The 23,936-nt window shown below is 62.8% G+C and carries 27 protein-coding genes; 16 read left to right on the top strand and 11 right to left on the bottom strand.

Translation table 11 applies throughout. From position 1 onward, the window contains the following. Window positions 1-43 precede the first annotated feature (43 nt). On the top strand, window positions 44-1,051 hold the full coding sequence (locus FJ471_RS07075) for a hypothetical protein (protein ID WP_181179220.1): 1,008 nt from the start codon (window positions 44-46) through the stop codon (window positions 1,049-1,051). A gap of 6 nt (window positions 1,052-1,057) precedes the next feature. Here the strand turns inward: FJ471_RS07075 and FJ471_RS07070 are convergent, their stop codons facing one another. After that, the gene (locus tag FJ471_RS07070; protein WP_140802457.1) at window positions 1,058-1,486 is read right to left on the bottom strand and encodes a hypothetical protein; all 429 of its coding nucleotides are present in this window, start codon (window positions 1,484-1,486) and stop codon (window positions 1,058-1,060) included. Beyond that, a complete protein-coding gene (locus FJ471_RS07065; protein ID WP_140802456.1) occupies window positions 1,483-2,388 on the bottom strand; it encodes a hypothetical protein in 906 nt (301 codons plus the stop codon). The genes FJ471_RS07070 and FJ471_RS07065 overlap by 4 nt, the downstream gene beginning before the upstream one ends. Before the next feature lie 239 nt (window positions 2,389-2,627). Here FJ471_RS07065 and FJ471_RS07060 point away from each other — a divergent pair, with 239 nt between their 5' ends. Together FJ471_RS07060 and FJ471_RS07055 are read left to right on the top strand one after the other, a co-directional pair. Continuing rightward, a complete protein-coding gene (locus FJ471_RS07060) occupies window positions 2,628-2,936 on the top strand; it encodes a hypothetical protein (RefSeq protein WP_246684633.1) in 309 nt (102 codons plus the stop codon). A gap of 97 nt (window positions 2,937-3,033) precedes the next feature. Next, window positions 3,034-4,179 (top strand): hypothetical protein, encoded by a 1,146-nt coding sequence (locus FJ471_RS07055; RefSeq protein WP_140802455.1) that lies wholly within the window; start codon window positions 3,034-3,036, stop codon window positions 4,177-4,179. Window positions 4,180-4,210: 31 nt separating this feature from the next. Here FJ471_RS07055 and dprA read toward each other — a convergent pair whose 3' ends face one another. From dprA to FJ471_RS07035, 4 genes are all read right to left on the bottom strand, one after another. Next, the gene (gene dprA, locus FJ471_RS07050; protein ID WP_140802454.1) at window positions 4,211-5,338 is read right to left on the bottom strand and encodes a DNA-processing protein DprA; all 1,128 of its coding nucleotides are present in this window, start codon (window positions 5,336-5,338) and stop codon (window positions 4,211-4,213) included. After that, complete coding sequence (gene plsY, locus FJ471_RS07045) at window positions 5,335-5,916, bottom strand: glycerol-3-phosphate 1-O-acyltransferase PlsY (protein ID WP_140802453.1); 582 nt, start codon at window positions 5,914-5,916, stop codon at window positions 5,335-5,337. The genes dprA and plsY overlap by 4 nt, the downstream gene beginning before the upstream one ends. 169 nt (window positions 5,917-6,085) lie before the next feature. Beyond that, the gene (locus FJ471_RS07040; RefSeq protein ID WP_140802452.1) at window positions 6,086-7,372 is read right to left on the bottom strand and encodes a dihydroorotase; all 1,287 of its coding nucleotides are present in this window, start codon (window positions 7,370-7,372) and stop codon (window positions 6,086-6,088) included. Then, entirely contained in the window at window positions 7,369-8,334 is a 966-nt protein-coding gene (locus tag FJ471_RS07035) for an aspartate carbamoyltransferase catalytic subunit (protein ID WP_140802451.1), read from the bottom strand. Before FJ471_RS07035 ends, FJ471_RS07040 begins: the two co-directional genes overlap by 4 nt. 200 nt (window positions 8,335-8,534) lie before the next feature. Between FJ471_RS07035 and FJ471_RS07030 the strand changes: the two genes are divergently transcribed. The 3 genes from FJ471_RS07030 to FJ471_RS07020 all read left to right on the top strand — a co-directional run bounded on the left by FJ471_RS07030 (window position 8,535) and on the right by FJ471_RS07020 (window position 11,274). After that, window positions 8,535-10,163 carry a DNA alkylation response protein gene (locus FJ471_RS07030; protein WP_140802450.1) on the top strand — a complete coding sequence of 543 codons (1,629 nt, stop codon included), beginning with the start codon at window positions 8,535-8,537 and terminating at the stop codon, window positions 10,161-10,163. 209 nt (window positions 10,164-10,372) lie between these two features. Beyond that, window positions 10,373-10,933 (top strand): hypothetical protein, encoded by a 561-nt coding sequence (locus FJ471_RS07025; protein ID WP_140802449.1) that lies wholly within the window; start codon window positions 10,373-10,375, stop codon window positions 10,931-10,933. Then, complete coding sequence (locus FJ471_RS07020; RefSeq protein WP_140802448.1) at window positions 10,933-11,274, top strand: DUF6105 family protein; 342 nt, start codon at window positions 10,933-10,935, stop codon at window positions 11,272-11,274. Before FJ471_RS07025 ends, FJ471_RS07020 begins: the two co-directional genes overlap by 1 nt. On the opposite strand, the gene ruvX is transcribed toward FJ471_RS07020, so the two are convergent. Then, entirely contained in the window at window positions 11,216-11,698 is a 483-nt protein-coding gene (ruvX, locus tag FJ471_RS07015) for a Holliday junction resolvase RuvX (protein ID WP_140802447.1), read from the bottom strand. The two genes, FJ471_RS07020 and ruvX, sit on opposite strands and share 59 nt — an antisense overlap. 117 nt (window positions 11,699-11,815) lie before the next feature. Between ruvX and FJ471_RS07010 the strand changes: the two genes are divergently transcribed. The 6 genes from FJ471_RS07010 (at window position 11,816) to FJ471_RS06985 (ending at window position 16,500) form a co-directional block, all read left to right on the top strand. Further along, window positions 11,816-12,523 (top strand): metal-dependent hydrolase, encoded by a 708-nt coding sequence (locus tag FJ471_RS07010; protein ID WP_140802446.1) that lies wholly within the window; start codon window positions 11,816-11,818, stop codon window positions 12,521-12,523. 167 nt (window positions 12,524-12,690) lie between these two features. After that, complete coding sequence (locus tag FJ471_RS07005) at window positions 12,691-13,260, top strand: hypothetical protein (protein ID WP_140802445.1); 570 nt, start codon at window positions 12,691-12,693, stop codon at window positions 13,258-13,260. Window positions 13,261-13,357: 97 nt separating this feature from the next. Further along, on the top strand, window positions 13,358-13,645 hold the full coding sequence (gene gatC / locus FJ471_RS07000; RefSeq protein WP_140802444.1) for an Asp-tRNA(Asn)/Glu-tRNA(Gln) amidotransferase subunit GatC: 288 nt from the start codon (window positions 13,358-13,360) through the stop codon (window positions 13,643-13,645). Window positions 13,646-13,648: 3 nt separating this feature from the next. Continuing rightward, window positions 13,649-14,107, top strand: coding sequence for a GNAT family N-acetyltransferase (locus tag FJ471_RS06995; protein WP_140802443.1), 459 nt, complete (start codon window positions 13,649-13,651; stop codon window positions 14,105-14,107). After that, a complete protein-coding gene (locus tag FJ471_RS06990; protein WP_140802442.1) occupies window positions 14,107-15,672 on the top strand; it encodes an amidase family protein in 1,566 nt (521 codons plus the stop codon). Before FJ471_RS06995 ends, FJ471_RS06990 begins: the two co-directional genes overlap by 1 nt. A gap of 30 nt (window positions 15,673-15,702) precedes the next feature. Next, window positions 15,703-16,500 (top strand): YdcF family protein, encoded by a 798-nt coding sequence (locus FJ471_RS06985; protein ID WP_140802441.1) that lies wholly within the window; start codon window positions 15,703-15,705, stop codon window positions 16,498-16,500. On the opposite strand, the gene FJ471_RS06980 is transcribed toward FJ471_RS06985, so the two are convergent. Beyond that, window positions 16,473-17,192 carry a DUF599 domain-containing protein gene (locus FJ471_RS06980; RefSeq protein ID WP_140802440.1) on the bottom strand — a complete coding sequence of 240 codons (720 nt, stop codon included), beginning with the start codon at window positions 17,190-17,192 and terminating at the stop codon, window positions 16,473-16,475. The genes FJ471_RS06985 and FJ471_RS06980 overlap by 28 nt on opposite strands. 180 nt (window positions 17,193-17,372) lie before the next feature. Between FJ471_RS06980 and FJ471_RS06975 the strand changes: the two genes are divergently transcribed. Then, on the top strand, window positions 17,373-18,776 hold the full coding sequence (locus FJ471_RS06975) for an L-serine ammonia-lyase (protein ID WP_140802439.1): 1,404 nt from the start codon (window positions 17,373-17,375) through the stop codon (window positions 18,774-18,776). Between the two features lie 50 nt (window positions 18,777-18,826). Here FJ471_RS06975 and FJ471_RS06970 read toward each other — a convergent pair whose 3' ends face one another. Together FJ471_RS06970 and FJ471_RS06965 are read right to left on the bottom strand one after the other, a co-directional pair. Then, the gene (locus tag FJ471_RS06970) at window positions 18,827-19,348 is read right to left on the bottom strand and encodes a DUF3471 domain-containing protein (protein ID WP_140802438.1); all 522 of its coding nucleotides are present in this window, start codon (window positions 19,346-19,348) and stop codon (window positions 18,827-18,829) included. Then, the gene (locus FJ471_RS06965; protein WP_140802437.1) at window positions 19,303-20,244 is read right to left on the bottom strand and encodes a serine hydrolase domain-containing protein; all 942 of its coding nucleotides are present in this window, start codon (window positions 20,242-20,244) and stop codon (window positions 19,303-19,305) included. The genes FJ471_RS06970 and FJ471_RS06965 overlap by 46 nt, the downstream gene beginning before the upstream one ends. A gap of 204 nt (window positions 20,245-20,448) precedes the next feature. Here FJ471_RS06965 and FJ471_RS06960 point away from each other — a divergent pair, with 204 nt between their 5' ends. Beyond that, the gene (locus FJ471_RS06960) at window positions 20,449-20,886 is read left to right on the top strand and encodes a DUF1489 family protein (protein WP_140802436.1); all 438 of its coding nucleotides are present in this window, start codon (window positions 20,449-20,451) and stop codon (window positions 20,884-20,886) included. Between the two features lie 217 nt (window positions 20,887-21,103). Beyond that, entirely contained in the window at window positions 21,104-21,802 is a 699-nt protein-coding gene (locus tag FJ471_RS06955; RefSeq protein WP_140802435.1) for a molecular chaperone DnaJ, read from the top strand. Between the two features lie 45 nt (window positions 21,803-21,847). On the opposite strand, the gene FJ471_RS06950 is transcribed toward FJ471_RS06955, so the two are convergent. Next, complete coding sequence (locus FJ471_RS06950) at window positions 21,848-23,272, bottom strand: D-alanyl-D-alanine carboxypeptidase (RefSeq protein ID WP_140802434.1); 1,425 nt, start codon at window positions 23,270-23,272, stop codon at window positions 21,848-21,850. Between the two features lie 288 nt (window positions 23,273-23,560). Here FJ471_RS06950 and FJ471_RS06945 point away from each other — a divergent pair, with 288 nt between their 5' ends. Next, on the top strand, window positions 23,561-23,890 hold the full coding sequence (locus FJ471_RS06945) for a phasin family protein (RefSeq protein ID WP_140802433.1): 330 nt from the start codon (window positions 23,561-23,563) through the stop codon (window positions 23,888-23,890). The last annotated feature ends 46 nt before the right edge of the window (window positions 23,891-23,936 follow it).

Raw genomic sequence — 23,936 nt, 5'->3', positions numbered from 1 at the left:
CGATGCCTGCTCCTATATCTAGCGCTGCGCTTTTTCGGGGGATTTGGCCATTAGCATACTTCGCGACATACAAGCTGCGGTACTGGGTGATGAAACAGACCTCAGTACCATAATGCTGAAATTGCGTTTCCTGGCGTCCCGGCTTGGCAGCGAGCAGCTTGAGGACTGGGTAAAATACGAGACCGAAGGTTACCCGCGCGACGTTGAGGTGCCGGCCTATCGCATCGTCAGCGTCACGTATAGCGGAACGTGGTCGGGACCGTTTGGCGGCGGCATCAAGAATGCGCCGATCCCGCTCTATCTCATCGAGAAATACGCCGGCACGAAGTGGACACGCAAACCGGTCCGCGAGAGCATAGCGGGCGTCGAGGAACTTGCGAAATCTAAGACGATAGGTATCGACGCCTCGAACCTCATACTCCTGCTCCAGAACAAGGTTTATGAAGGCTGGGCTTGCAACGCAATATCCGGCGAAGTCTCGACAATAGCCATGAAGGAGATCAAGCAAGCGGTCCGAAGCCGCGTGCTAGAACTAACGCTTGAACTTGAGAAGCGCGTGCCAGGGGCGGCGGAAGTGACCGTGATGAAAGCAATGCCACAGGAGCCGGTTAGCGAGGCGGCGGTGACGCAAATCTTTAATCAAACAGTCTACGGCAACGTAACGCACGTCACGGCAACGGATGGTGCCCAAGTCACCCTGTCAATCACGGCGGGCGACATCGGCTCGATGACGAACGCGCTGGTAAAGGCGGGACTGCCACAGGAAGCGGCCAAAGAATTTTCCGAGATCGTTGCCGCCGAGCCGCCTGAGAGTTTGGGCAAGCCGCTTGGAAACAAGGCACTGGCCTGGATCAAAAAGAACGGCCCGAAGGCGGCGAGCGGAGCATGGAAAATCGGCTCGGATGTCCTGACAGCCGTGCTCACGGAAGCGGCGATGAAGTTCGCTGGTCTGAACCATAACCCCGGTCGGCGTTCTGCTATGAGCATCGCGGCGAAGGCGAGAGTTCCTAGGTTACATCTGCGGGTGACACCGACCAGAAGGCTGCTCTGATAATTTCTAAGCGTTTTTCGCGCTGTCCTGTTTCTTGCTTACTGCATACATCGCGGCGAAGGTGACGGCCATGATAGCCACCACAACAAAAACCCAGGCGCAAAGATCCCACATTGAAGTGACAATGCTCTGTACCTCGCGGGTACGCGGCCAAGAAAGGAACAGGCGAGAGCCATAGCATACGCCTGCAAGTACGCCCAAGACCACAAGCAGGTTTTTGCTTACTCGTAGCTTTTGGGCGCTGCCCCAAGATTTGCCGATAAGGACGAACACAACTGACAAGAGCACAGATAGCGCGAGTGCCGTATTGACCAGTGCGGGCGGTACGTCGGGACGCAGAATGGCGGTGCTTTTGAATAGGTCGATCCATTTCTCGGCAAACGCTAGCGCAATACTGGGCGTCACACTGAAAACACTCTCAAAGAAATTCTTCAACGCGCGGACCCGAACATCGGCATGGGAATGGTTCCTAGCACGCGGTTATCCGTCGAGATAAACTGGTAATAAGCGCCGATAGGAACCGCCGTATCGTTATCAACGGGCAACTCAAAGACAATCTGCCCTTTTGAGCCCAGCACCACGTCTGTTTCATTGTCGTTGGATTTGAGGAACGCCTCCTTATAGACATCAGAGTCAGCCACGAACACCGGCCTTACCCTGACACTGTCGGGATCGCCCTTTAACCTGTCTTTATATTTTTGTGCGGTGTACGAGAAATAGCTTTTAAAGGGGCTCCCGAGCGCTCCATCGTCACGGTAGGTTGCAGTGACGCCGATCACCCCATCAACTTCCAGCATCGTGTCGTGGGGTTCATCCGGATTGCTCGGAAAAAAGACCCGGACTCCGTCTTTATAACCTTCGAGCGGTACTCCCGGATGGGCTAACTGCGGACTGAGCGAGGCATGTGTTGTCAAGCAGGGGTTCTCATTCGCGTTCGCATTCTCCTTCTCATCTGCCGCAGAGCCCATAAACTGTGCCTCGGTGTGGTCCCCGACATTGCCGAACTTAATGCAACCAGTGACCGGTCTTGGGCTGAGGTCATTGCTCATTCGCGGTTGGATCGCGACTTCATCAGACGGTACATAGGTGCCCATCGGGCCGGCGACGTGCCAAGTAACTAGCAGGTCAGTATCGTGGTCGAAATTGCCAACGCAAGATACATATCGAAGCAGTTTGCCACTCTCCTCTACCCATGAGTTCGTGACGAAATTAAAATTGCCGACATGGTGTTCTTGTCTGGTGTCACCTTTCGGGCAATCGGCTGCATATGAGGAAGAGGATATGGCAACAGATGAGCCGGCAAGTAGAGCTAAGGTCCAAAATTCATGGATTTTCATTGAGCGCCCACGCCTCCGCAGTTCAACCGCGAACTCAGCCAGTCAACTCACGTTGCGGGGAAATTTCAAGAGAAATGTTGCAGGTCGTCACTGTTACTCAGGTTGGCTAGAGCACTTATCATCCCTCCCGAATGTCCTGCAGCGACGCGTGCCTCAAATCTTCCTCGCCACGCAGGTGCTTTACGCGGCCGATCAGCCCTGGCTCGCGCTTCCATATCCGGGGGCGATCGAAGCAAGACATGTCTCTGCGTCACAGTCACCTGCGTCCCCGGCAGTCGGAACAAAAAGCAATGCGCGGCTGTTTCCCTGTCGAAGGGACCGCAATTTGGGATGCGGATACAGTGGACGTACTGAACTTGGAACTGGCCAGAGCCAGGCAGCGCGTCAAGCGCGCGGAGACTTCTCTCAATCATGCGAAAGAAATGCTGGACGAGGAATGCGGCGTCGGAATCAATCTCGCGCTGTGCAGCCGTATAAGGTCGGAGAAGCAGCGAGTGGCGGAGGCCAGAAAGCGGCTGATGAAGATCGCTTCGACCGCCTCAGCCTGACGGGGTGACTTTCCCCAAGGCAGAGGAGATCCTGCCGCGTTGCCTTGTCCCTGGATAGGGTCATGGTTAAACTCGGGCTTCCGAAGGAGGCTCCAGGATGACACTTGACCTTTCGGTAGACGCTCAGGTCCCCAAGGCGACGCCAAAGCCCGGCAAATATCTCTTCGGTCCGATTGCCGACTTCCTGATGCTCGGCGGCAGCGCGTTTCTGATCCTGCCGGTGCTGTTCTTCGTGCCGCGTGAGTACGAAGGCCCGTTGGCCGCGACCATGGTCGCGGTGGCCTATCTGGTGAACTATCCGCATTTCGCGCATTCCTACCAGATCTTCTACCGCAATTTCGGCCGCAAGGCGCGCGGCGACGGCTACGACCGAAGCCTGCAGCTCCGCTATATCTTCGCCGGCGTCATCGTTCCGGCGGTCATGGCCCTGTTCTTTGCCTATGGCGCGGCGACATCCAACACCCGGCTGCTCGGCCTCGCGGCCAATGCGATGTTCTTCTTCGTCGGCTGGCACTACGTCAAGCAAGGCTACGGCATGCTGATGGTCGACGCCGTGCTGAAGCGCAAATTCTTCGATGACCGGGACAAGAAGGTGCTGCTCGTCAACAGCTATGCGGTGTGGATCCTGGCCTGGCTGCAGACGAATACGGCGGTGACGCAGGGGCAGTATTACGGCCTTCAATATTACACCTTCGCGGCGCCGTCCTGGATCACCGACATTGCCGTGCTGGCGGCCGTCGGATCGACGGCGGCCACGCTTTTGATGCTGGCCAACCGCTGGCGACGGAATGGCGGCAGCCTGCCTTACAACGGCATCGTGGCCTATGTCGCCTCGCTCTATCTCTGGATCCTGATTGCGAGGATAAACCCGCTTTGGCTGCTCGTGGTGCCGGCGCTCCATTCGCTGCAATACCTTGCCGTGGTGTGGCGCTATCAAACCAATGTCGAGCGTGACGTCTCGGATGCCACGCGGGATCCGGAACCGAAAATGCTATCCGTGCTTGGACCCCGCTACAGGTTGCGGGTGCTGGGATTCATTATCGGGGGCGGGGCGCTCGGCTATCTCGGCTTCTGGCTGATCCCGTTCGTGCTGACCGCCCTGATCCCGTATGACAGCCAGGTCCTCGGTTCCTCGCTGTTCTTCTTCATCGTGCTGATCTTCATCAACGTGCACCACTACTTCCTCGACAATGTGATGTGGCGCCGAGGCAATCCGGAAGTGTCCAAATATCTGTTCCGGTAGGGAAATCAGCGTTGCGGGTGCACGCGCCAGGTCACGCGACCAGCGACACATTCCCGCCGGCGTGTCGCTCGATCCGGCCGGCGAGGTCGAGTTCCAGCAGCACCATCGCAATCTGCGCGGCGCTTAAGCCTGTGTGGCGTATGATCTCGTCTATGCCTGTCGGCGTCGGCCCGAGCGCTTCCAGTACATCGGCGCGGTCGTTTTCGCCGGGCGGCGGCATGGCGGATATGTCGGGCGCCTCCGCGAGTGGGGCGGTTCTTGGAGCTCGGGTGCCGGCAAGCGGCGCCAGCGCGCCGAGCACGTCGGCGGCCTCGGTGACGAGCGTCACTCCGTCCTTGAGCAGCGCGTTGCAGCCGGCGGCGCGCGGGTCGAGCGGCGATCCCGGCACGGCGAAGACCAGCCGGCCCATATCGTTGGCGAGGCGGGCGCTGATCAGCGAGCCGGAGCGCTGCGCCGCCTCGACCACAACAAGGCCAAGCGCCATGCCTGCGACCAAGCGGTTGCGGCGCGGGAAATCCTGGGCGCGCGGCTGCCAGCCGAACGGCATTTCCGAAACGACGGCGCCGCCACGATCGGCGATCTCGTCGCACAGGCCGGCATTTTCAGGCGGGTAGGGGACATCGAGCCCGCCGGCCAGGACACCGATGGTGCCGGTCGAAACGCTGCCCTTGTGCGCGGCCGTGTCGATGCCGCGCGCCAGACCGGAAACGATGGCATAGCCGTCGCGGCCGAGATCGGACGCCAGTATGCGCGCCATCTTGATGCCGGCAAGCGAGGCGTTGCGGGCGCCGACGATTGCCACCGCGGGCAAACGGAAGACCGCGCCTTCGCCTTTCACCGCCAGCAGCGGCGGTGGGTTGTCGAGGGTCTTCAGCAAGGGTGGATAATCGGCTTCGCCGATGCCGACGAAGCGGGCGCCGGCGCGCCGGGCGGCGTCCAGCTCGGCTTCTGTCTCGGCGACGGAGGGGATGCGGACGATGCGATTGGCGCCGCCGGAGATCATCAGCTCGGGCAGCATTTCAAGCGCGGCTTCGGCCGAGCCGAAGCGGTTGATCAGTTCGCGAAATGAGGCAGGGCCGACATTGGGCGTGCGGATCAGGCGAAGCCAGGCAAGCCGCTGCCGGTCGCTGAGGCGCGGGCCGGCGGCCGAAGCGCTCATCCCTTCGCCCCGATCTTGCCTTCGGTGCCGGCCACCAGCCGCGAGATGTTGGCGCGGTGCTTGACGATGACGATCAGGCTCATCATGGCGAACAGGCCAGCGATCTGCGGCGTGCTGATGAAATAGAGCGCGATCGGCACGACCACCGCGGCCGCCAATGCCGCCAGCGAGGAGTAGCGGAACAGGAAGGCCATCGCGAGCCAGACGACGGCGAAGACGAGCATGCCCTGCCAGGCAACGCCGAGCAGCACGCCGAGATAGGTGGCGACCCCCTTGCCGCCCTTGAAGCCGAGCCAGACCGGGAAGAGGTGGCCGAGGAACGCCGCGAAGCCGGCCAGAAGCCCGTAGTCTGGCGCAAAATGCCCGGCGATCAAAGCGGCAGCCGTGCCTTTCAGCGCGTCGAGCAGCAGCGTGGCGGCGGCGAGGCCCTTGTTGCCCGTCCTCAGCACATTGGTCGCGCCGATATTGCCGGAGCCGATCTTGCGGACATCGCCGAGCCCGGCCGCACGGGTGATCAGGAGCCCGAACGGGATCGAGCCGAGCAGATAGCCGAAGACGAGCGCGATCACATAACCCATTGCTTCCCCCATATTGCCTGCCGCGCGCCTTGCTCCCTAAGATTGAGGCAATTTGTGCGATGCAACCTTAATTTGCAAGAGCTAGCCTTGCTTTAGTATGAGCTGGTCATAATGGTAGAGTCGGCAGGGTTCGCCAAGCAACTCGGAAGGACTCAGGTCAATAGGTGGTCTAGGCGGAAAAAACCGTGCGGCCCGCCACCACCGTCTGCAGGACTTTGCCCTGTAGGCGCGCGCCTTCGAAGCAGGTGTTCTTCGAGCGGGAGTGCAGGCCGCTCTCGCTGACGATCCACGGCTCGTCGAGATCGACGATGGCGAGATCGGCTGGCGCGCCCGGCTTCAGCGTGCCCCCCGGCAGGCCGAACAATCGCGCCGGCGCGGTGGACAGCGTCTCGATCAGCCGCAGTAGCGGCACATCGCCATTGTGATAGAGCCGAAGCGCCGCGCCAAGCAGCGTCTCCAGCCCGATGGCGCCGGCGGCGGCATCGGCGAAGGGCAGGCGCTTGGTGTCGACGTCCTGCGGGTCATGCGAGGAGACGATGATGTCGATCGTGCCGTCCTTGATCGCCTCGATCATCGCCAGCCGGTCGTCCTCGGCGCGCAAGGGCGGGGTCAGCCGGAAGAAGGTGCGGTATTCGCCGACATCGTTCTCGTTGAGCGACAGGTTGTGGATGGCGACGCCGGCCGTGACATTGGCGCCGTCCGTCTTTGCCCGGTTCACCGCGCCGGCCGCCATCGCCGACGAGATTTTTGCGGCGTGATAGGCGCCGCCGGTCAGCCGGGCCAGCGCGAGGTCGCGCTCGAGGGGAATGAGCTCTGCCTCGCGTGGGATGCCCGACAGGCCGAGCCAGCTTGCGTAGAGCCCTTCGTTCATCACCCCGGATGAGGCGAGGTTGGCGTCCTGGGTTTCATGCGCGACCACACCGCCGAAATCGCGCGCATAGGTCAGCGCCCGGCGCATGACCATCGCGTTGGCGATCGTGTGGCGGCCGTCGGTATAGGCGACGGCGCCGGCCTCGCGCAGAAGGCCGAATTCGGTCATCTCGCGGCCTTCGAGGCCCTTGGTGATCGCGGCCGCCGGAAAGATGTTGACGCTTGCCGTGTCGCGTGCGGTGCGCAGCACGAATTCCACCAGCGCCACATTGTCGATCACCGGATCGGTGTCGGGCATCATGACGATCGAGGTGACGCCACCGGCCGCCGCCGCGACGCTTGCCGAAGCGATGGTCTCGCGATGTTCGCCGCCGGGTTCGCCGATGAAGACGCGCGCGTCGACAAGGCCCGGAACGATCGTCTTGCCGGCGCAGTCGACGACGGTGGCGCCTTCCGGCGCGCCCTGGTTCAAGGCAGCCTTTCCGGCCGCTGCGATCTTGCGGCCCTCGACGATGACGCTGCCGATCTCGTCGACGCCGCGCGAGGGATCGACGATGTGCGCCTTGCTGAAGACGGTCACGCTCATGCGCCGCGCCCCTCATGGTTGCGGCGCGGATCAAGCAACGCCTCCATGACGGCCATGCGCACGGCGACCCCCATTTCCACCTGTTCCTGGATGACGCTCTGCGGTCCGTCGGCGATTTCGGAGGCGATCTCGACGCCGCGGTTCATCGGGCCGGGATGCATGACCAGCGCATCGCCCTTGGCGGCTTTCAGCTTCTCGGCGTCAAGGCCGAAATAGCGGAAATACTCGCGGACCGACGGCACGAAGGCGCCTTCCATGCGCTCGCGCTGCAGGCGCAGCATCATCACCACGTCGGCATCCTTCAGGCCCTCGGCCATCGAGCGCGCGACGATCACGCCCATCTTGTCGATGCCCGACGGCAGCAGTGTCGAGGGCGCGACGACGCGCACCTGCGCGCCAAGCGCGTTCAAAAGCATGATGTTGGAGCGGGCGACGCGCGAATGCAGGATGTCGCCGCAGATCGCCACGATCAGCTTCGACAGCGGCCCCTTGGCGCGGCGGATGGTCAACGCATCGAGCAGCGCCTGCGTTGGGTGCTCATGCGCGCCATCGCCGGCATTGACCACCGAGCAGTCGACTTTTTGCGCCAGAAGAGCTGCCGCGCCTGCCGACTGGTGGCGGATGATGAGGATGTCCGGCCGCATGGCGTTGAGCGTCATCGCCGTATCGATCAGTGTCTCGCCCTTCTTCACCGAGGAGCTTGCCACCGACATGTTCATGACGTCGGCGCCGAGACGCTTGCCGGCGAGCTCGAAGGACGATTGCGTACGGGTCGATGCCTCGTAGAACAGGTTGATCTGGGTGCGGCCGCGCAGCGTCGAGGTCTTCTTTTCCGGCTGGCGCGAGATCGCCACGGCCCGGTCCGCGCGATCGAGCAACAGCTCGATATCGGCGGGGGAAAGATCACGGATGCCCAGCAGATGGCGGTGAGGGAAGAGCGGCAGGGACGAAGCGTCGGTCATCTCAAGGCGCTGCTATAGGGCGCGGTCCGGCCTGCCGCAAGCGCCAGCTTTGGATTGCGGGCGTTCTCCCCGGTATTTTCGTCGCGCGCCTTCCATGGCTTGCGCTATAAGGCCCAGAGGCTTCGGATTCGCGGCCGCGGCCTTGAAAATGGTAAGGACCTCTCGGCCAATTGAAGGATTGGGCAACTGAAGGACTGGGCGTGACCGACGAGGTGATCAACCAGCCGCCGCCGTTGACGGGCGGCAATGCATGGCGGGGCGATCCCCTGCTCATCCAGCTTGCCGAGCGTTTTTCCGATCCCGTGCGCAAGGATCTCGACGGGCTTGGCCGCTTCGTGATGACGCAGGAGGCGCAGGAGCTTGCCCGCCTCGCCAACACCGACACGCCGAAGTTGCGGACGCATGACCGTCAGGGCCGACGCCTCGACCTGGTCGAATATCATCCGGCCTATCATGCCTTGATGCGCCGCTCGGTCGCCGGCGGGCTGCATTCTTCGGTGTGGGAGAACGGCGATGCCGAGATCGGTCGCCGCCATCAGGTGAGGGCGGCGCGCTTTTACCTGACCGCCGAGCTCGAGACGGGACATCTTTGCCCCATCACCATGACCAGCGCCTCGCTGGCGGCGCTGATGGCAAGCCCGAAGCTCTTCCGCGAATGGGCGCCACGCGTGACGACGCGCAAATACGACCAGACGCAGAAGCCGCCGGTGCAGAAGACCGGGCTGACGCTCGGCATGGGCATGACCGAGAAGCAGGGCGGCACCGATGTGCGCGCCAACACCACCAGGGCGGAGCGCACGGGAAGCGGGTTCTATCGGTTGACGGGCCACAAATGGTTCATGTCGGCGCCGATGTCGGACGCCTTCCTGGTGCTCGGCCAGGCTCCGGAGGGACTATCCTGCTTCCTCGTGCCGCGCATCCTGGGCGACGGTTCCGGCAACGGCTTCCGCTTCCAGCGGCTGAAGGACAAGCTCGGCAACCGTTCGAACGCCTCGTCTGAGGTGGAGTTCGTCAACGCGATCGGCGAGATGGTCGGCGACCCGGGCGCAGGCGTCAAGACGATCATGGACATGGTGACGCTGACCCGGCTCGACTGCGCTGTCGCTTCGTCGGCGCTGATGCGGGCGGGCCTCGCCGAGGCCATCCACCACACGCGCCACCGCCAGGTGTTCGGCTCCAACCTGATCGACCAGCCGCTGATGCAGCGGGTTCTGGCCGATATGGCGCTCGACGTCGCCGCGGCCACGGCGCTGTCGTTCCGGCTGGCGCGCTCCTTCGACGAAGCGGCAAGCGACCGTGGCGAGGCGGCCTTTGCCCGCGCCATGACGCCTGTCGTCAAATACTGGGTCTGCAAGATCGCGCCACAGCTGCTTTACGAGGCGATGGAATGCCTTGGTGGCAACGGTTATGTCGAGGAAGCGCCGCTGGCCCGCTACTACCGCGAGGCGCCGGTCAACGCGATCTGGGAAGGCTCGGGCAATGTCATGGCGCTCGACGTGCTGCGCGTGCTTGGCCGCGCGCCCGGTCTGTTCGACGAAGTGCTGGCCGGCATCGACGGTGACCTAGGCACCGGTGGCCGCGGGACCATCGGGGTGCTAAAGGCAGCCATGCAGGTGGCTTCGACCGACCAGGGCTCGGCGCGCCTGCTTACCGAACAACTCGCGCTTTCGGCCGCGGCGGCGGAGCTTCGCCGGCTGGGAGCAGGGCGGATTGCCGATGCCTTCGTCGAAACGCGGCTGGGCGGCCAGTGGCGCACCACCTACGGAATGCTCGATTCGCGGCACGACGCGCGCATGATCATCGATACGCTCTATCCGCCGGTGACCTGATCCGACTTCAAATCAAAGAGCATGATGCCACCCGAAAACGGGTTCACACTTTGGGCGTCATGCTCCAGGGCGGATCGCCGACCTGTGGATAGCCGTTAACCTTAACAAATGGTTTCCATTGCAGCGAACCGTTGCAAAGCCCAATCTCCGCTTGCTGGAGTAGGGAACGGTTAACCATGACCTCCCCGGGCTCCGCCAGCGGGAAGCGCATGCGGCACGTGTTGAGCTCAGTTCTGGCCTTGCATTGGGCGGCGGTTTTCGCCCTGCTTGCCTACGTCTGCATGGACGGCAGCCGCGGCATAGTGGCGGCCCTTGGCGTGCTTGGCCTCTCTGTCCAGGGCAGCCGGTTTCCGCAGTTTGAGAACGCCGCCGTGGTCGCGCCGCTTTCGATCGCGCTTTTGACCGTCGCGGTGTTGTTCTGCTGGGCCTTTGTCGAAACGCTGCTCAACGGCGCGGCTAGGCCGGACGCGGGTGAGAGCGTGGCGCGGGTCGCTTTCATCTTCGCATCGTCCCTGCTTTCACTGATTCTCATCGGCGGCGTGGCGCAAGGCATCGACGGTCTGTTCGTGATCGTCGGCATTCAGATGACGGCACTGCTTGCCTCATATGTCGCAGTGACGGCCGAACGCCGCTCCGCCTTTGCCGCCGCAATGCATTTGCCCCAGGGCGATGTTCGTGCCGCCTCGCGCATGGCGATGGGGGCTGCGCACAGCTCGTTGCTTTCCCGTATATCCGGCCGCCCGGAAAACAAGCCTGGAGGCAGGCGCTGATGCGCACGATATTCACACTCTGGGCTGCTCCGATGGCCATCTTCTGGGGATGGTTCTTCCTATCGGCCAACGACATGAATTTCGGCTACGCGATGCTGAGCCGGCAGGTGCACGATTTCGCTTTCCAGCTCTATGGCCAGATGCTCGGCGTCGATCCGGCCATCATTCCGGGCATGGTGGCGCGGACCTGCGTTTTCGACTTTTTCCTGCTCATGGGTCTTTGGGCGTTCCGGCGCCGGCGCAACATCGCCGAATGGATCAGGCAGCGCCGGCAGGGCAATATCAGCGAAGACCGTCTTGCCGGAGCGACTGAAGCCGGTCCAACGCTCCCTGCAGAATAAAGGCGGCGGCCGCCGAATCGATCTTGCCGGCGCGCTTCTTGCGCGAGAAATCCATCTCGATCAGTGTTCGTTCGGCGGCGACAGTCGACAGCCGCTCGTCCCACAGCACGAAGGGCAGGTCGCAAAGCGGCGCCATGTTGCGGACGAAGGCGCGCGATTTTTGCGCACGGGGCCCTTCCGAGCCGTCCATGTTGACAGGCAGGCCGAGCACGAAGGCGCCGACATTGTCCTTCTCGAGCTGAGCGAGCAGTTGGGCGGCATCGAGCGAAAACTTCTTGCGCAGGATGACCGGGCGCGGATGGGCGAAGGACAGCCCACGATCTGAGACCGCCACACCGATCGTCTTGTCGCCGAGATCGAGCCCGGCGAGCGTCTTGCCGCCGGCAAGCCGCCCCGGCAGTTCCTCGATTGAAATAATGCCCAACGGGTTTTCCTGACATTCGGGCGACACACATCCTTTTGACGAGAGGGAGCGTCGCGCTACTTTCAATTTGCCGCCAGCGTTCTATCTTCCGGCAACGGAAAAATCGAGGAAGCATTCATGAAACTGACCTGGTACGGACATTCGGCATTCCGCGTCGAGACCAAGGACGCCACCATCCTCATCGACCCTTATCTGGTCGGCAATCCGTCCTGGACAGGTGGCTGGGAAGGACCGGCTGAAGGGGTGACCCATGTGCTCCTGACCCATGGCCATAACGACCATCTCAGCGGCGCGGTCGAAGTGCTGAAGAAAAGCGGCGCCATGCTGGTCGCCAATTTCGAGATCTGCATGTTTCTCGTCGGCCAGGGCGTCAGCGGCGACAAGATCAATCCGGGCAATATCGGCGGCACCGTAGATTGCGGTCCTTTCACCACCACGTTCGTTCAGGCGCTGCACTCGTCGTCTTTCGGCGGCGAAAGCGGCACGAACACTTATCTCGGCAATCCGGGCGGGCTCGTCCTGCATTTTCCTGAAGACAAGACGCTCTACCACATGGGCGACACCGACATCTTCTCCGACATGGGCCTGATCAACGAGCTGCACGAGCCGAAGATCGGCATCGTGCCGATCGGCGACCGCTTCACCATGGGCGGCGCGGTGGCGGCCCTTGCCTGCCGCCGCTTCTTCGGCTTCGATACCGTCGTTCCCTGTCATTTCGGCACCTTCTCGATGATCGACCAGACCGCCGAAAAGTTCGTCACCGGCATGGAAGGCTCGGGCGTCAAGGTGGCGCTGCCGGAAATCGGCAAGGCGATATCTGTCTAGGCCAGCAGCTGTCATTCGCGCAAATTGAACTCGCCGCAAATCGACCCGCTCCGGGGCCGACGGAAGGCGAGTAGGTCGGCAACAGCGGCAGTACTATCTTTGCGAGGGCGTCAATTTGCCATGATCGTTGACGATCGTCTCAAGGCTGGGACGGTAGGGAGAGCGACGTGAATAGGGCCTTGAAGTTGAACGCCGTGCTTGCTTGGATGGGTTTTTTAAGCCTTTTTTCGCTGTCTGGAAAAGCAACGGCCTGCGCAACTCTTCACGAGCAAGATCTGAGTTATTTCAGCAATGCACAAATCGTCGTCCGCGCCAGAATAATATCCTACAAACCGGTATTCGACTCGGAACTCCAGGAGCGGCGGCGCAAGTTTCGCGAGGCTACGAGCAAGAGTGGTTATCGGCAACTGGCGGACAAGCTATCGGATCGCTCCGCCGATAGCATTCGGATCAAGTTCGAGGTTGTAGAAACGATTTTCGGCTCTCCACGACTGGACAACTGGGAGGCCAATTGGGTCCACTCGACATTTGCCATGTCGGAGCAATGGAAAGGGCCGGAAAATGTGATCGTTGGTCTACGCGCCGCCATCGATCGCCACGGAATGCCATTTGTTCAGCTTGTTCAACAACCCTGTGCGTTAGCAATGATCCTTGAAGATAGCCCCGACAACCGAAAAGCGGTCACGGACGCTATTTCGGCGCAAAGCCGCAAGCACTTGGGTTACGCTTTCCAGTAACGTGCAACTTGGCTGGGGCGTCAAATGTTGCCCGATATGTTGCGCGCGCCGCGCCGCGCCGCTATAGCCCGCACTGGTTTTCCCGAGGCGATAAGACATGTCCGTTGATCTCCGAACCGTGAAGCGCGTCGCGCACCTTGCCCGTATCGCGGTGAGCGAGGAGGACGCCGAGCGCATGACCGGCGAATTGAACGCCATCCTCGGCTTCGTCGAGCAGCTGAACGAGGTCGATGTCGCGGGCGTCGAGCCGATGACCTCGGTCACGCCGATGGAGATGAAGAAGCGCCAGGATGCCGTTACCGACGGCAACAAGGCCGCCGACATCGTAGCCAACGCGCCGGCGACGGAAGAGAATTTCTTCCTCGTTCCGAAGGTGGTGGAGTAGGCCGTGGCTGTCGAGATCGTCGTCGAAACGCCTTTGCAGGACGACGTGCGCGCGCTGGTCGCCGAACTCAATGCCGCGCTGCTCGAGCTGACGCCGCCCGAGCACTGCTATCATCTCAGCGTCGAGCAGATGGCGGGCAAGGATACGACGGTGTTCATCGCCCGCGACAACGGCCTTGCCGTCGGCTGCGGCGCGCTCAAGCGCCATGACGATGCGGTCGGCGAGGTCAAGCGCATGTATACGCGACCTTCGCATCGCGGCCGCAAGATCGGCGCCGAGATCGTCGAACGGGTCGAGGCGCTCGCCCGGCAGGAGGGACTGATGCGTCTTGTCCTTGAAACCGGCGATCGGCACCCCGCCGCCTGGACCGTCTATGAGCGCGCCGGATTCTCGCGTTGCGGACCGGTGCTGGATTATCCCGACTCCGAATGGTCGGTGTTTTACGAAAAGAGCCTTGCCTGATGAGCGATCTCACACATCTCACCATTTCCGAGGCCCGCGCCAAGCTGCGCGGCAAGGAGATCACCGCGGCCGAGATCACCGAGGCCTACCTCTCGGCGATCGAGAGCGCCAATCCCTTGCTCAATGCCTATGTGACCGTCACCGCCGACAAGGCGCGCGGCATGGCCAAGGCTTCCGATGCCAGGCTCGCCAAGGGCGATGGCGGCGCGCTGGAAGGCATTCCGCTGGGGATCAAGGACCTGTTCGCCACCGAAGGCATCCACACCCAGGCTTGCAGCCATGTGCTGGACGGCTTCAAGCCGCGCTACGAGTCGACAGTGACCAGCAATCTGTGGGCCGACGGCGCCGTCATGCTCGGCAAGCTCAACATGGACGAGTTCGCCATGGGCTCGTCGAACGAGACCTCCTATTACGGCCCGGTCATCAATCCGTGGCGCCGCTCGCGCCTGCAGACCACGGTCAAGCCGACCATCCATGACGGCGGCGGCGGCTTTGTCGTGCCCGGCGGCGTCGAGCAGAGCCGCACCTATGACAACATGCAGCTGGTGCCTGGCGGCTCGTCAGGCGGTTCGGCGTCATCCGTGGCCGCTTTCCTGTGCGCCGGCGCAACCGCGACCGACACCGGCGGCTCGATCCGCCAGCCCGCCGCCTTCACCGGCACGGTCGGCATCAAGCCGACTTACGGGCGCTGCTCGCGCTGGGGCATCGTCGCCTTTGCTTCCTCGCTCGACCAGGCCGGACCGATCGCGCGCGACGTGCGCGACGCAGCGATCCTGTTGAAGTCGATGGCCTCGGTCGACCCGAAGGACACGACCTCGGTCGACCGTCCGGTGCCGGACTATGAGGCGGCGATCGGCAAGCCGATCAAGGGCATGAAGGTCGGCATTCCGAAGGAATATCGCGTCGACGGCATGCCGGAAGACATCGAGGCGCTCTGGCAGCAGGGCATCGCCTGGCTGAAGGACGCCGGCGCCGAGATCGTCGATATCTCCCTGCCGCACACCAAATATGCCTTGCCGGCCTACTATATCGTGGCGCCCGCCGAGGCGTCGTCCAACCTCGCCCGCTACGACGGCGTCCGCTATGGCCTGCGCGTGCCCGGCAAGGACATCATCGAGATGTATGAGAAGACTCGCGCCGCCGGCTTCGGTCGCGAGGTCAAGCGCCGCATCATGATCGGCACCTACGTGCTGTCGGCCGGCTATTACGACGCCTACTATCTGCAGGCGCAGAAGGTGCGCACGCTGATCAAGCGCGACTTCGAAAACGTCTTTGCCGCCGGCGTCGACGTCATCCTGACGCCCGCAACCCCGTCGGCCGCCTTCGGCGTCGCCGACGAGGACATGGCTTCCGATCCGGTCAAGATGTACCTCAACGACATCTTCACCGTGACGGTGAACATGGCGGGTCTTCCCGGCATCTCGGTGCCGGCCGGCCTGGACGGCAAAGGCCTACCGCTCGGCCTGCAGCTGATCGGCCGCCCGTTCGACGAGGAGACGCTGTTCCAGACGGCGCATGTCATCGAAAAGGCCGCGGGCAAATTTCAGCCTGAAAAGTGGTGGTAGCGTCGTCCCTCATCTGACAAGGGGCGATGCATGTTCTACCACCTCTCCAAGATATTCTGGTTCTTCGTCCAGCCGGTGAACCTGGCCATCTTCCTGTTGCTCGCCGGCTTGCTGGCGGCGCTGTTCGGACGCCGGCGGCTGGCGGCGGCGGGCGGCGTGCTCGGCGTCGCCATCCTGGTTCTTTCGGCCTGGACGTCGGTCGGCGCGATGATGCTCAACCCACTGGAAGAACGCTTCCCCAAGCCGCCATTGCCGCAAAAGGTCGACGGCATCGTCGTGCTTGGTGGCGGCTTCGAGGGCGCCATCAATCTCGCCCGCGGCGGCTATGAATTGAACAGCGGCGGCGACCGCATGGTCGAGACAGCGATCCTGGCGAGGCGCTTTCCCCAGGCGAAGATCGTCGTGTCCGGCGGCAACGGCTCGCTTTTCCTCGACGGCGAGGGCGACGCCGATACCGCGCCGCGGCTGCTTGGGGCGCTCGGCGTTTCGGCCGATCGCCTGATCCTCGAGGACAAATCGCGCAATACTTACGAGAACGCTGCCTTCTCGCGAAAACTGGTTGAGCCGAAACCGGGCGAGACCTGGCTGCTGGTCACGTCGGCTTTCCACATGCCGCGCGCCAAGGCGCTGTTCGACAAGGCGGGCTTTCCGACCATTCCGTGGCCGGTCGATTATCGCACCTCGGGCAAGGAAGGCGTCGGTTTCTACCGCGACAATCCGGTCGATTCGGTGCAGGCGACCACCATTGCGGTGCGCGAGTGGATCGGCCTTTTCGCCTACCGGCTCTCCGGCAAGATCGATCAGTTCTTCCCCGGACCGGGCGGCTGACCGAGGACGGCTTGCCGGGCCGCGGAGAAGAACTGGCGGCGCACGAGCACCGCCAGAAGCACCAGCGTCGACATCACGAAGACGATCGGATCGACGAACCAGCCGAGATAGCCGATCGAGAAGAAGACGGCGCGCAGGCCGGAGTTGAAGTGCTTGCCGGCAAGCACGTTCATGCGCGTCGCCCGCCATACCGCCGTTTCGCTGACCGGGTTGCGCGAGGCTGGGCCATGCGGGGTCGGCACCGCGCCGATCAGGATCGAGCAGTAGTTGAACAGCCGGTAGGCCCAGCCGAATTTGAAGAAGGCAAAGGCGAGAATCAGCACCAGGCCGAACACCTTGGTCTGAAAGGCTTCGCGCGGCGAAGCCGCGCCGAGGGGCAGTTCTGCCAGAACCTGAAGCACGCGGTCGGAGGCGCCGAGCAGGGCAAAACAGCCGCCGAGCGCGATCAGCGAGCTCGAGGCGAAGAACGCCGTGCCTTGCTGCAGGCCGTTCATGATCGCGGTGTCGACGATGCGGATTTCGCGTTCGGCCATGTTGCGCATCCAGGCTTCGCGCTGGGCGTTCATCGCCGTCGTCAGGGAGACGCGGCTGATCAGCCTGCCGTCGGAGGCGAGCGTATGCAGCACCCAGACGACCAGGAAGAAGGTCAAAGCCGCCAGATCTGCCGCTGAAAGGTGGAGTGAGTCGCCCATGCGCTCTTGTAACACGGGCCGGGCCGGCGCTTCGACGGGCACCCGAGCTCTCGGCGGGATGATGTCGCTGGCGGAGCAAACAAGGTCGGCAGCCGCCGCGCCGCGATTTGCAAAACAGCGGAAACATCCCGGGAATTCCTATATGTAAGTCTTGATCGGTTCCCAGGAGACAACGGCCCCGTGTTCCTTTCGGTTTTCGACCTGTTCAAGATCGGCATCGGCCCGTCGAGCTCCCACACGATGGGGCCGATGACGGCCGCGCGCCGGTTCCTCGACGAGATCCTGGCCGGCGACTGGCCGCGGCCCGCGGGCGTGAAAGTCGACCGCATCGGCGCCAGCCTGCATGGTTCGCTCGCCTATACCGGCATCGGCCATGGCTCCGACCGCGCCGTGATTCTTGGCCTGGCAGGCCAGACGCCGCAGACGGTCGATCCGGACGAGGCCGACGGCATCGTCGCTCGCATCGCAGCCGACAAGCGCATTTCGCCTCCCGGGCATCCATCCTATCGCTTCGATCCGGCGAAAGACCTGGCGCTCGACCGCAAGACGCCGCTCACCGGCCACGCCAACGGAATGGCCTTCTACGCCTATGACAACTCCGACCGGCTTTTGCTCAAGCGCATCTATTATTCGATCGGCGGCGGCTTCGTCGTTTCCGAGGAAGAGTTGCAGCGCATGAAGGCCAAGGGCTCGGTGACGACCGAGGGCAAGAAGGTTCCGTACCCGTTCAAGAATGCCGTCGAGATGCTGGCGATGGCGGCAAAGAGCGGGCTTTCCATCGCCGAGATGAAGCGCGCCAACGAGGAAAAGCACATGTCGCGCGAGGAGCTCGATGCAGGCTTGGACGCGATCTGGGGCGCGATGAAAGGCTGCATCGATCGCGGCCTGTCGCAGGACGGCATCATGCCGGGCGGGCTGAAGGTGCGCCGCCGCGCGCGGCAACTGCACGACAAGCTGCAGGAGCAGTGGCAACAGAACCGGCCCAATCCCTTGCTCGCCAATGACTGGCTGTCGATCTACGCCATGGCGGTCAACGAAGAGAACGCCGCCGGCGGGCGCGTGGTGACGGCGCCCACCAATGGCGCCGCCGGCACGCTGCCCGCGGTGCTGCGCTACTGGCTGCACTTCCATCCTGAGGCCGACCAGCCGAGCATCCGCGACTTCCTGCTGTCGGCGGCTGCTGTCGGCGGCATCATCAAGTCAAACGCCTCGATCTCCGGCGCCGAGGTCGGCTGCCAGGGTGAAGTGGGTTCCGCTTCGGCAATGGCCGCGGCCGGCCTGTGCGCCGTGATGGGCGGCACGCCCGAGCAGGTAGAGAACGCCGCCGAGATCGCGCTGGAACATCATCTCGGCATGACCTGCGATCCGGTCGGCGGCCTGGTGCAGGTGCCCTGCATAGAGCGCAATGCGCTTGGCGCGGTGAAGGCCGTGACCGCCGCGTCCTTGGCCATCAAGGGCGACGGCACGCATTTCGTGCCGCTCGATGCCGCGATCGAAACCATGCGCCAGACCGGCCTCGACATGAACGAAAAATACAAGGAAACCAGCCTCGGCGGCCTGGCCGTGAACGTGGTTGAGTGCTGAGGGGGGCGGCCCACACAGTATGACCGGCGTCGCTGAGCTCAACATCCCGACTACGGGATGCGGTCGCCGGGATAGTCCTTGCCGTCTTGATGTATGACCAGCTTCCGAGCGTCGGTTGAGCCGTCCGTGTCGAAGGTGAACACGGAATCGAACGCGGTCGTGAAGAAATCACGGTCGCTTTGCGCAAACAGTTCGAATTTGGCCCCTCCCGTCGCTCGTGAAAACAGCTGCCCGCCTTCATTCGAAATATGGACGATCATGGTCGGGCCAAGTCGATAGTTTCCAATCAGCCGGTCCAAGAGCTTTGGGTCGACCGCGACCAATTTCCGCTCCTTGCGGGTCCAGTCCGGCCACTGATATTCGGCGGCGATGCTCTGCATGATCTCCGCAACCAGGACGTCGCCTTGGTCGCCATTTGTCATCACAATGGCGCCGTCGCCTGTTTCGTAGGAAATCATCGAATTTATGAAACCGGCATTCACGCCGTCATGACCAAAGCGACGATGTGGCGGTGAGCCGCGCACGATCAGGCCGAGGCCATAGTTCCCATCGGCATTGGCCGGCCTGCCCACGCGTCGAGCAGGGCCAGGTCGAAGCGAGCCAGGTCGGTTGGCGTCGTCCACAATCCAGCCGCCGCCAATTCGGGATAGGTGTGCGGGCCGCCGGCGACCGGGTCGCCACCTATGGTATGTGGCATCGCTGCGTGGGGAAGATCGCGAGCGGGCAGCGGTTGACGATAGCTGCTGCGGGACATCCCAAGCGGGCGAAGCACCGTCTCGTCCAGCAAATCCTCAAACGGTCTGCCGGTAATGTCGATCAGCAGCTGCTGCACAATCGTGTAGCCGCCACCGGAATACCGGAAATTCCTACCCGGCGGTTCATCGACGACAATCGGAGGATTGTTCGCTGGTGGGGAGCCATCGAGCACATCGATAAGGGACGGAATCTGCAATCCTGCCTGATACCCTGCAAAGCCATGGACCGTCGTCCCGGCGGAGTGGCTGAGCAATTCCCGAAGAGTGACTTTCGTCTTGTCGGTGTACGAATTGGCCGGAACTTTCCAACTCTTCAGATACGAATTTACATCCACGTCGAGATCAAGTTTTCCAGCTTGGGCCAAAGCCATGACCGCCATGGCTGCTACCGGCTTGCTGATCGACCCGGCCTGAAAGAGTGTGCCTGGCCCAACCGGGCGGCCACCCTGCAATGCAACGCCGAAGCCTCGCGCCCATTCCACGGCGCCGTTGTGAATGACCGCGATGCTCACGCCGGGAACATTCAGCGTGCTCATCCTGGCCGTGAGCGAGGCATGAGGTTGACCGGCAAATCCGATGGGAGGTCGAAGCCCGCCAAGGACACGCTGAATGCGCGCCTCGATCTCTGCTTGGGTGACCGGAGGCGGAGATTTTCCATTCGACGTGGAAGGCCCATTCTGAGCCCGCGTGCTCGTCATGATGGCCGGCAACATCAACGTCGCTGCCAAAACCACCTGGCGCCTATTCGGCCCATTCTGTTCTCGATCGTCTGCCAAGATGACAACTGCTCCGCGAGCCACCAAGCTACCGATTGTGTATCTTGGATTCCTGCTGGTTTTATGGCGTCATCCTGCTGGCCCTGTGGAGAAGTCGCTCAGGGCGTTGACGCGTCAACCCTTGCGGCTAAATCTTGGGGCATGTCACTCAATCTCATCAAACTGTGCGTCGGCTGCGACAGCGTCGAGGATCTCGAAGAGTGGATTGCCTTCCGTCTCGACGAACGGCGCCGCGCCGGCGAGCCGGCCGAGCACTGGCACACAACCCGCATGGTGCCGACACGTGGCGGCGAGATCACGGATGGCGGTTCGCTCTATTGGGTGATCAAGGGCAGCGTCCAGTGCCGGCAGCTGATCACGGAGATCCGGCCCTTCACCGACGATGAAGGCATAGGCCGCTGTCATCTGATGCTCGATCCCGAGGTCGTGCGCACTGACTGGCAGCCGCGGCGCGCCTTCCAGGGCTGGCGTTATCTCAAGCCCGCCGATGCGCCGGTCGACCTCGGCAAGGGCAGGGCGGCACTGGCCGAGATGCCGCCGAAGCTCAGGCTGGAACTCGCCGAACTCGGCCTGCTCTAGCGCGTTTCACCGTTTCACGGAAACGGCGAACCACTCTGTCCTTTTGTTTTACGCAATTCCGGAAAGACCGCTCGCACTTTTCCTGGAATTGCTCTGTGCGCCTTGCGGATCGTCCCCGGCGCTGGCCCTTCGGCTCGCTCGATGTGGGACTTGCAAGCGCCAGACCTTGGTCCCATCCTATTTCCATGCTCAGTCTTTCGTATGGCAGCGCTAATCGATGGGCGTGATCCTTGTTTTGGCAGCGGTGCTCGTGGTGCTTTTCGGCGCCGCCTTGCTCTTTGTGCGCGCGGATGCGGCAAGAATGGCCGACAGTCTGAGATCGCTTGGGCCGGCCCTCCTGGGGCTGGTCGGGGCGCCCATGCTGATCTTCGGCCGCAGCCTTATCGGCGGGCTGCTTCTGCTTGCGGCGCTGGCCTGGGTCGGCTGGATACGCACGAGGCGGCCGCCAGCGCGGGCCGCCGTGTCCCAACATTCGACGGTGCGCACCGCCGCGCTCGAAATGGACCTCGACCATGACAGCGGCAGGCTCGAGGGGCTCGTTCTGGCCGGGCGTTATGAAGGCAAGATGCTGGGGGCTATGGGGCTGACGGACCTGCGCCAGCTTCATGGCGAGCTCAGCCCCGATCTGGAGAGCCGCCAGCTCTTAGAGACGTATCTTGACGGCCGTTTTCCCGTCTGGCGCAAGGACGCGCAGCCGCACGGTGGCGAAGGGCTGGGTGTTGCGCCAGGTGCGGGCGCCATGACTAAGGAGGAGGCCTACAAGGTCCTTGGTCTTGAAGCGGGGGCTGCCGCGGCGGATATCCGCAAGGCGCACCGCCGCCTGATGCAGCGCCTGAACGCCGATGTCGGCGGCACGTCTGTCCTGGCGGCGCGGATCAATGAAGCCAAGGACGTCTTGCTCTCCAATCACGATTAGTCTCCTTCGACGCGAGGTACCTTCCGGGAGATTCCAAACAACCGCCTATTGCTGGACGGCGTAGCACGAGATTTTCTTGCGCTTGAGCGCATCGCAGGCCTTCCAGGCGGCATCCTTCGAGCCGAAGCCGCCGAAGCGGGCGCGGTAGTAGGTGGTGCCGTCCTTGTCGAAGGCGACGGTGAAACCGGAAGCGTCGGCCAGGATCCTTGGCGCCTGCTTGGCAGTCTGATCAAGCAGGCTCTGGGCTCCCGATTTCGTCGGCGAGGAAGCGACCTGAACCACCCAACCCGCAGGCACCGACGACGTCTTGACCGGATCGATCGCCGGCGCGGCCGGCGCGGGTTCGGCATAGGCGGTGACGACCTGGGGCGAGGCGTCCTGAGACTTGGAGGCCGGCGCCATGGCGGCGACGGCAACCGTCTTCACTTTCTTGACCTTGATGACAGGCTTCGTGTCCTCGGCGACCTGCTGGGTGTCGTCCTCAACGTCATCGGCCGAGGCAACGACAGTGTCGTCCGTCGCCGGCTTCGCGTCCGGTGTCGGCGCGTCATGCTTGGGCAAGAAGACCTTGGCCAGCGTCTTGATTGGATTGTCGTTGCCCTTGGCGATGAGGTCGCCGCCGCCTCGCGTCGAGGCGCGCGGCAGGTAGGTGTTGATCAGCGTGGCCATCTGGTTGTCGCGGCTGCGGCCGGAGGTGCCGCCCATCACCACCGCGACGAGGCGGCGGTCGCCATCGGCGACGGAGGAAACGAGGTTGAAGCCGGAAGCGCGGGTGTAGCCGGTCTTGATGCCGTCGACGCCCTTGATGCGGCCAAGCAGGCGGTTGTGACCGTTGATGCGCTGGCGGCCATACAGGAACGAGCGCTGCGAGAAATAGCCGTAATATTGCGGGTAGTGCTCGCGCAGCGCGATGCCAAGCATCGCCATGTCGTGCGCCGTGGTGAACTGGCCGGGGTCGGGCAGGCCGTTGGCGTTACGGAAGACGGTGCCGTTCATGCCGAGCTGGCGCGCCTTGGCCGTCATCATGCGGGCGAAATTGTCTTCGCTGCCGCCGAGCATCTCGCCAAGTGCGGTGGCCGAGTCGTTGGCGGATTTCGTTACGATCGACAGAATGGCGGTCTCGACAGGAACCGAGCCGCCGGGGCGGACGCCGAGCTTGGTAGGCGCCTCGGCGGAAGCATGCGCGGAAAATGGAACCGGCGTGTTCTTGCTGATCCTGCCCTTCGCCAACGCCTCGAAGGTGAGGTAGAGCGTCATCATCTTGGTGAGCGAGGCCGGATAGCGCCGGCCGTTGGCGTCGGCCGAATAGAGCACCTTGCCGGTCTTGGCGTCGACGACAATGGCCGCGGACTTCGCGGCAAGAGCCGACGCGACATCGGCGGCGACAATCGTCACCGCGAGCGCGGCAACCATGATTGCCTTGAAGGAGAAAGAAGATTTGGAGACGAAGCCCGACAACGCCTGACGCACCGTTACTTACCCTGAATTTTCGTTGCCCCGGAGGCGGCAAAGGGAGTGCCTGCCTCGCTTCCGGCCAAGCTATCGCGCCCAGCGTTACCAATCCGTTTATGGTAACCGCCGCGTTCACCGTTTTTCGGCAAATCGAGCTTCTGTTTAATCGAATTTTACCGGCCGACGGCGCTGGAGCCCCTGCAGGCCAAGGGATTCTTGACTTTTGTGCATCGCACAATATATTGAGGTGCATTGCACAAGGGCGCCCGGGGCCAAAAGGGCGTTTCAACCAAAGGGAAGAATGAAATGACCCAGACCTATGAGGACTTCTCGAAATACGGCAAGGACTTTGCCGACACCGGGCTGAAGAGCTTTGCCTCGCTCACCAAGGGCGCGCAGGCGATCGCCACCGAAGCCGGCGAATACACCAAGAAGAGCTTCGAAGCCGGCAGCGCCGCCGTCGAGAAGCTGTTCGCGGCCAAGTCGATCGAGAAGGCCCTCGAGATCCAGACCGATTACGCCAAGCAGAGCTATGAGAGCTTCGTGGCCGAGGCCAGCAAGCTCGGCAATCTCTATGCCGAGCTCGCCAAGGAAGCCTACAAGCCGTTCGAATCGGTGGTCGCCAAGGCGAAGTAATTTCGCCCGATCACGCCCGATACGGCCAGCCGGCCTGCGGAAAGGA

This window comes from Mesorhizobium sp. B2-7-1 (assembly GCF_006440735.1).
In the GTDB taxonomy this organism is placed as follows: domain Bacteria; phylum Pseudomonadota; class Alphaproteobacteria; order Rhizobiales; family Rhizobiaceae; genus Mesorhizobium.
Note: the sequence above shows the minus strand (reverse complement) of the source record. Positions and strands in the feature narration are given on the sequence as shown.

Excerpts from the sequence above, each read along its gene's own strand:
- FJ471_RS07065 (WP_140802456.1), bottom strand. The coding sequence starts at position 2,388 with ATGAAAATCCATGAATTTTGGACCTTAGCTCTACTTGCCGGCTCATCT.
- FJ471_RS07060 (WP_246684633.1), top strand. The coding sequence starts at position 2,628 with ATGTCTCTGCGTCACAGTCACCTGCGTCCCCGGCAGTCGGAACAAAAA.
- FJ471_RS07055 (WP_140802455.1), top strand. The coding sequence starts at position 3,034 with ATGACACTTGACCTTTCGGTAGACGCTCAGGTCCCCAAGGCGACGCCA.
- dprA (WP_140802454.1), bottom strand. The coding sequence starts at position 5,338 with ATGAGCGCTTCGGCCGCCGGCCCGCGCCTCAGCGACCGGCAGCGGCTT.
- plsY (WP_140802453.1), bottom strand. The coding sequence starts at position 5,916 with ATGGGTTATGTGATCGCGCTCGTCTTCGGCTATCTGCTCGGCTCGATC.
- FJ471_RS07040 (WP_140802452.1), bottom strand. The coding sequence starts at position 7,372 with ATGAGCGTGACCGTCTTCAGCAAGGCGCACATCGTCGATCCCTCGCGC.
- FJ471_RS07035 (WP_140802451.1), bottom strand. The coding sequence starts at position 8,334 with ATGACCGACGCTTCGTCCCTGCCGCTCTTCCCTCACCGCCATCTGCTG.
- FJ471_RS07025 (WP_140802449.1), top strand. The coding sequence starts at position 10,373 with ATGCGGCACGTGTTGAGCTCAGTTCTGGCCTTGCATTGGGCGGCGGTT.
- FJ471_RS07020 (WP_140802448.1), top strand. The coding sequence starts at position 10,933 with ATGCGCACGATATTCACACTCTGGGCTGCTCCGATGGCCATCTTCTGG.
- FJ471_RS07010 (WP_140802446.1), top strand. The coding sequence starts at position 11,816 with ATGAAACTGACCTGGTACGGACATTCGGCATTCCGCGTCGAGACCAAG.
- gatC (WP_140802444.1), top strand. The coding sequence starts at position 13,358 with ATGTCCGTTGATCTCCGAACCGTGAAGCGCGTCGCGCACCTTGCCCGT.
- FJ471_RS06990 (WP_140802442.1), top strand. The coding sequence starts at position 14,107 with ATGAGCGATCTCACACATCTCACCATTTCCGAGGCCCGCGCCAAGCTG.
- FJ471_RS06985 (WP_140802441.1), top strand. The coding sequence starts at position 15,703 with ATGTTCTACCACCTCTCCAAGATATTCTGGTTCTTCGTCCAGCCGGTG.
- FJ471_RS06980 (WP_140802440.1), bottom strand. The coding sequence starts at position 17,192 with ATGGGCGACTCACTCCACCTTTCAGCGGCAGATCTGGCGGCTTTGACC.
- FJ471_RS06965 (WP_140802437.1), bottom strand. The coding sequence starts at position 20,244 with ATGTTGCCGGCCATCATGACGAGCACGCGGGCTCAGAATGGGCCTTCC.
- FJ471_RS06960 (WP_140802436.1), top strand. The coding sequence starts at position 20,449 with ATGTCACTCAATCTCATCAAACTGTGCGTCGGCTGCGACAGCGTCGAG.
- FJ471_RS06955 (WP_140802435.1), top strand. The coding sequence starts at position 21,104 with ATGGGCGTGATCCTTGTTTTGGCAGCGGTGCTCGTGGTGCTTTTCGGC.
- FJ471_RS06945 (WP_140802433.1), top strand. The coding sequence starts at position 23,561 with ATGACCCAGACCTATGAGGACTTCTCGAAATACGGCAAGGACTTTGCC.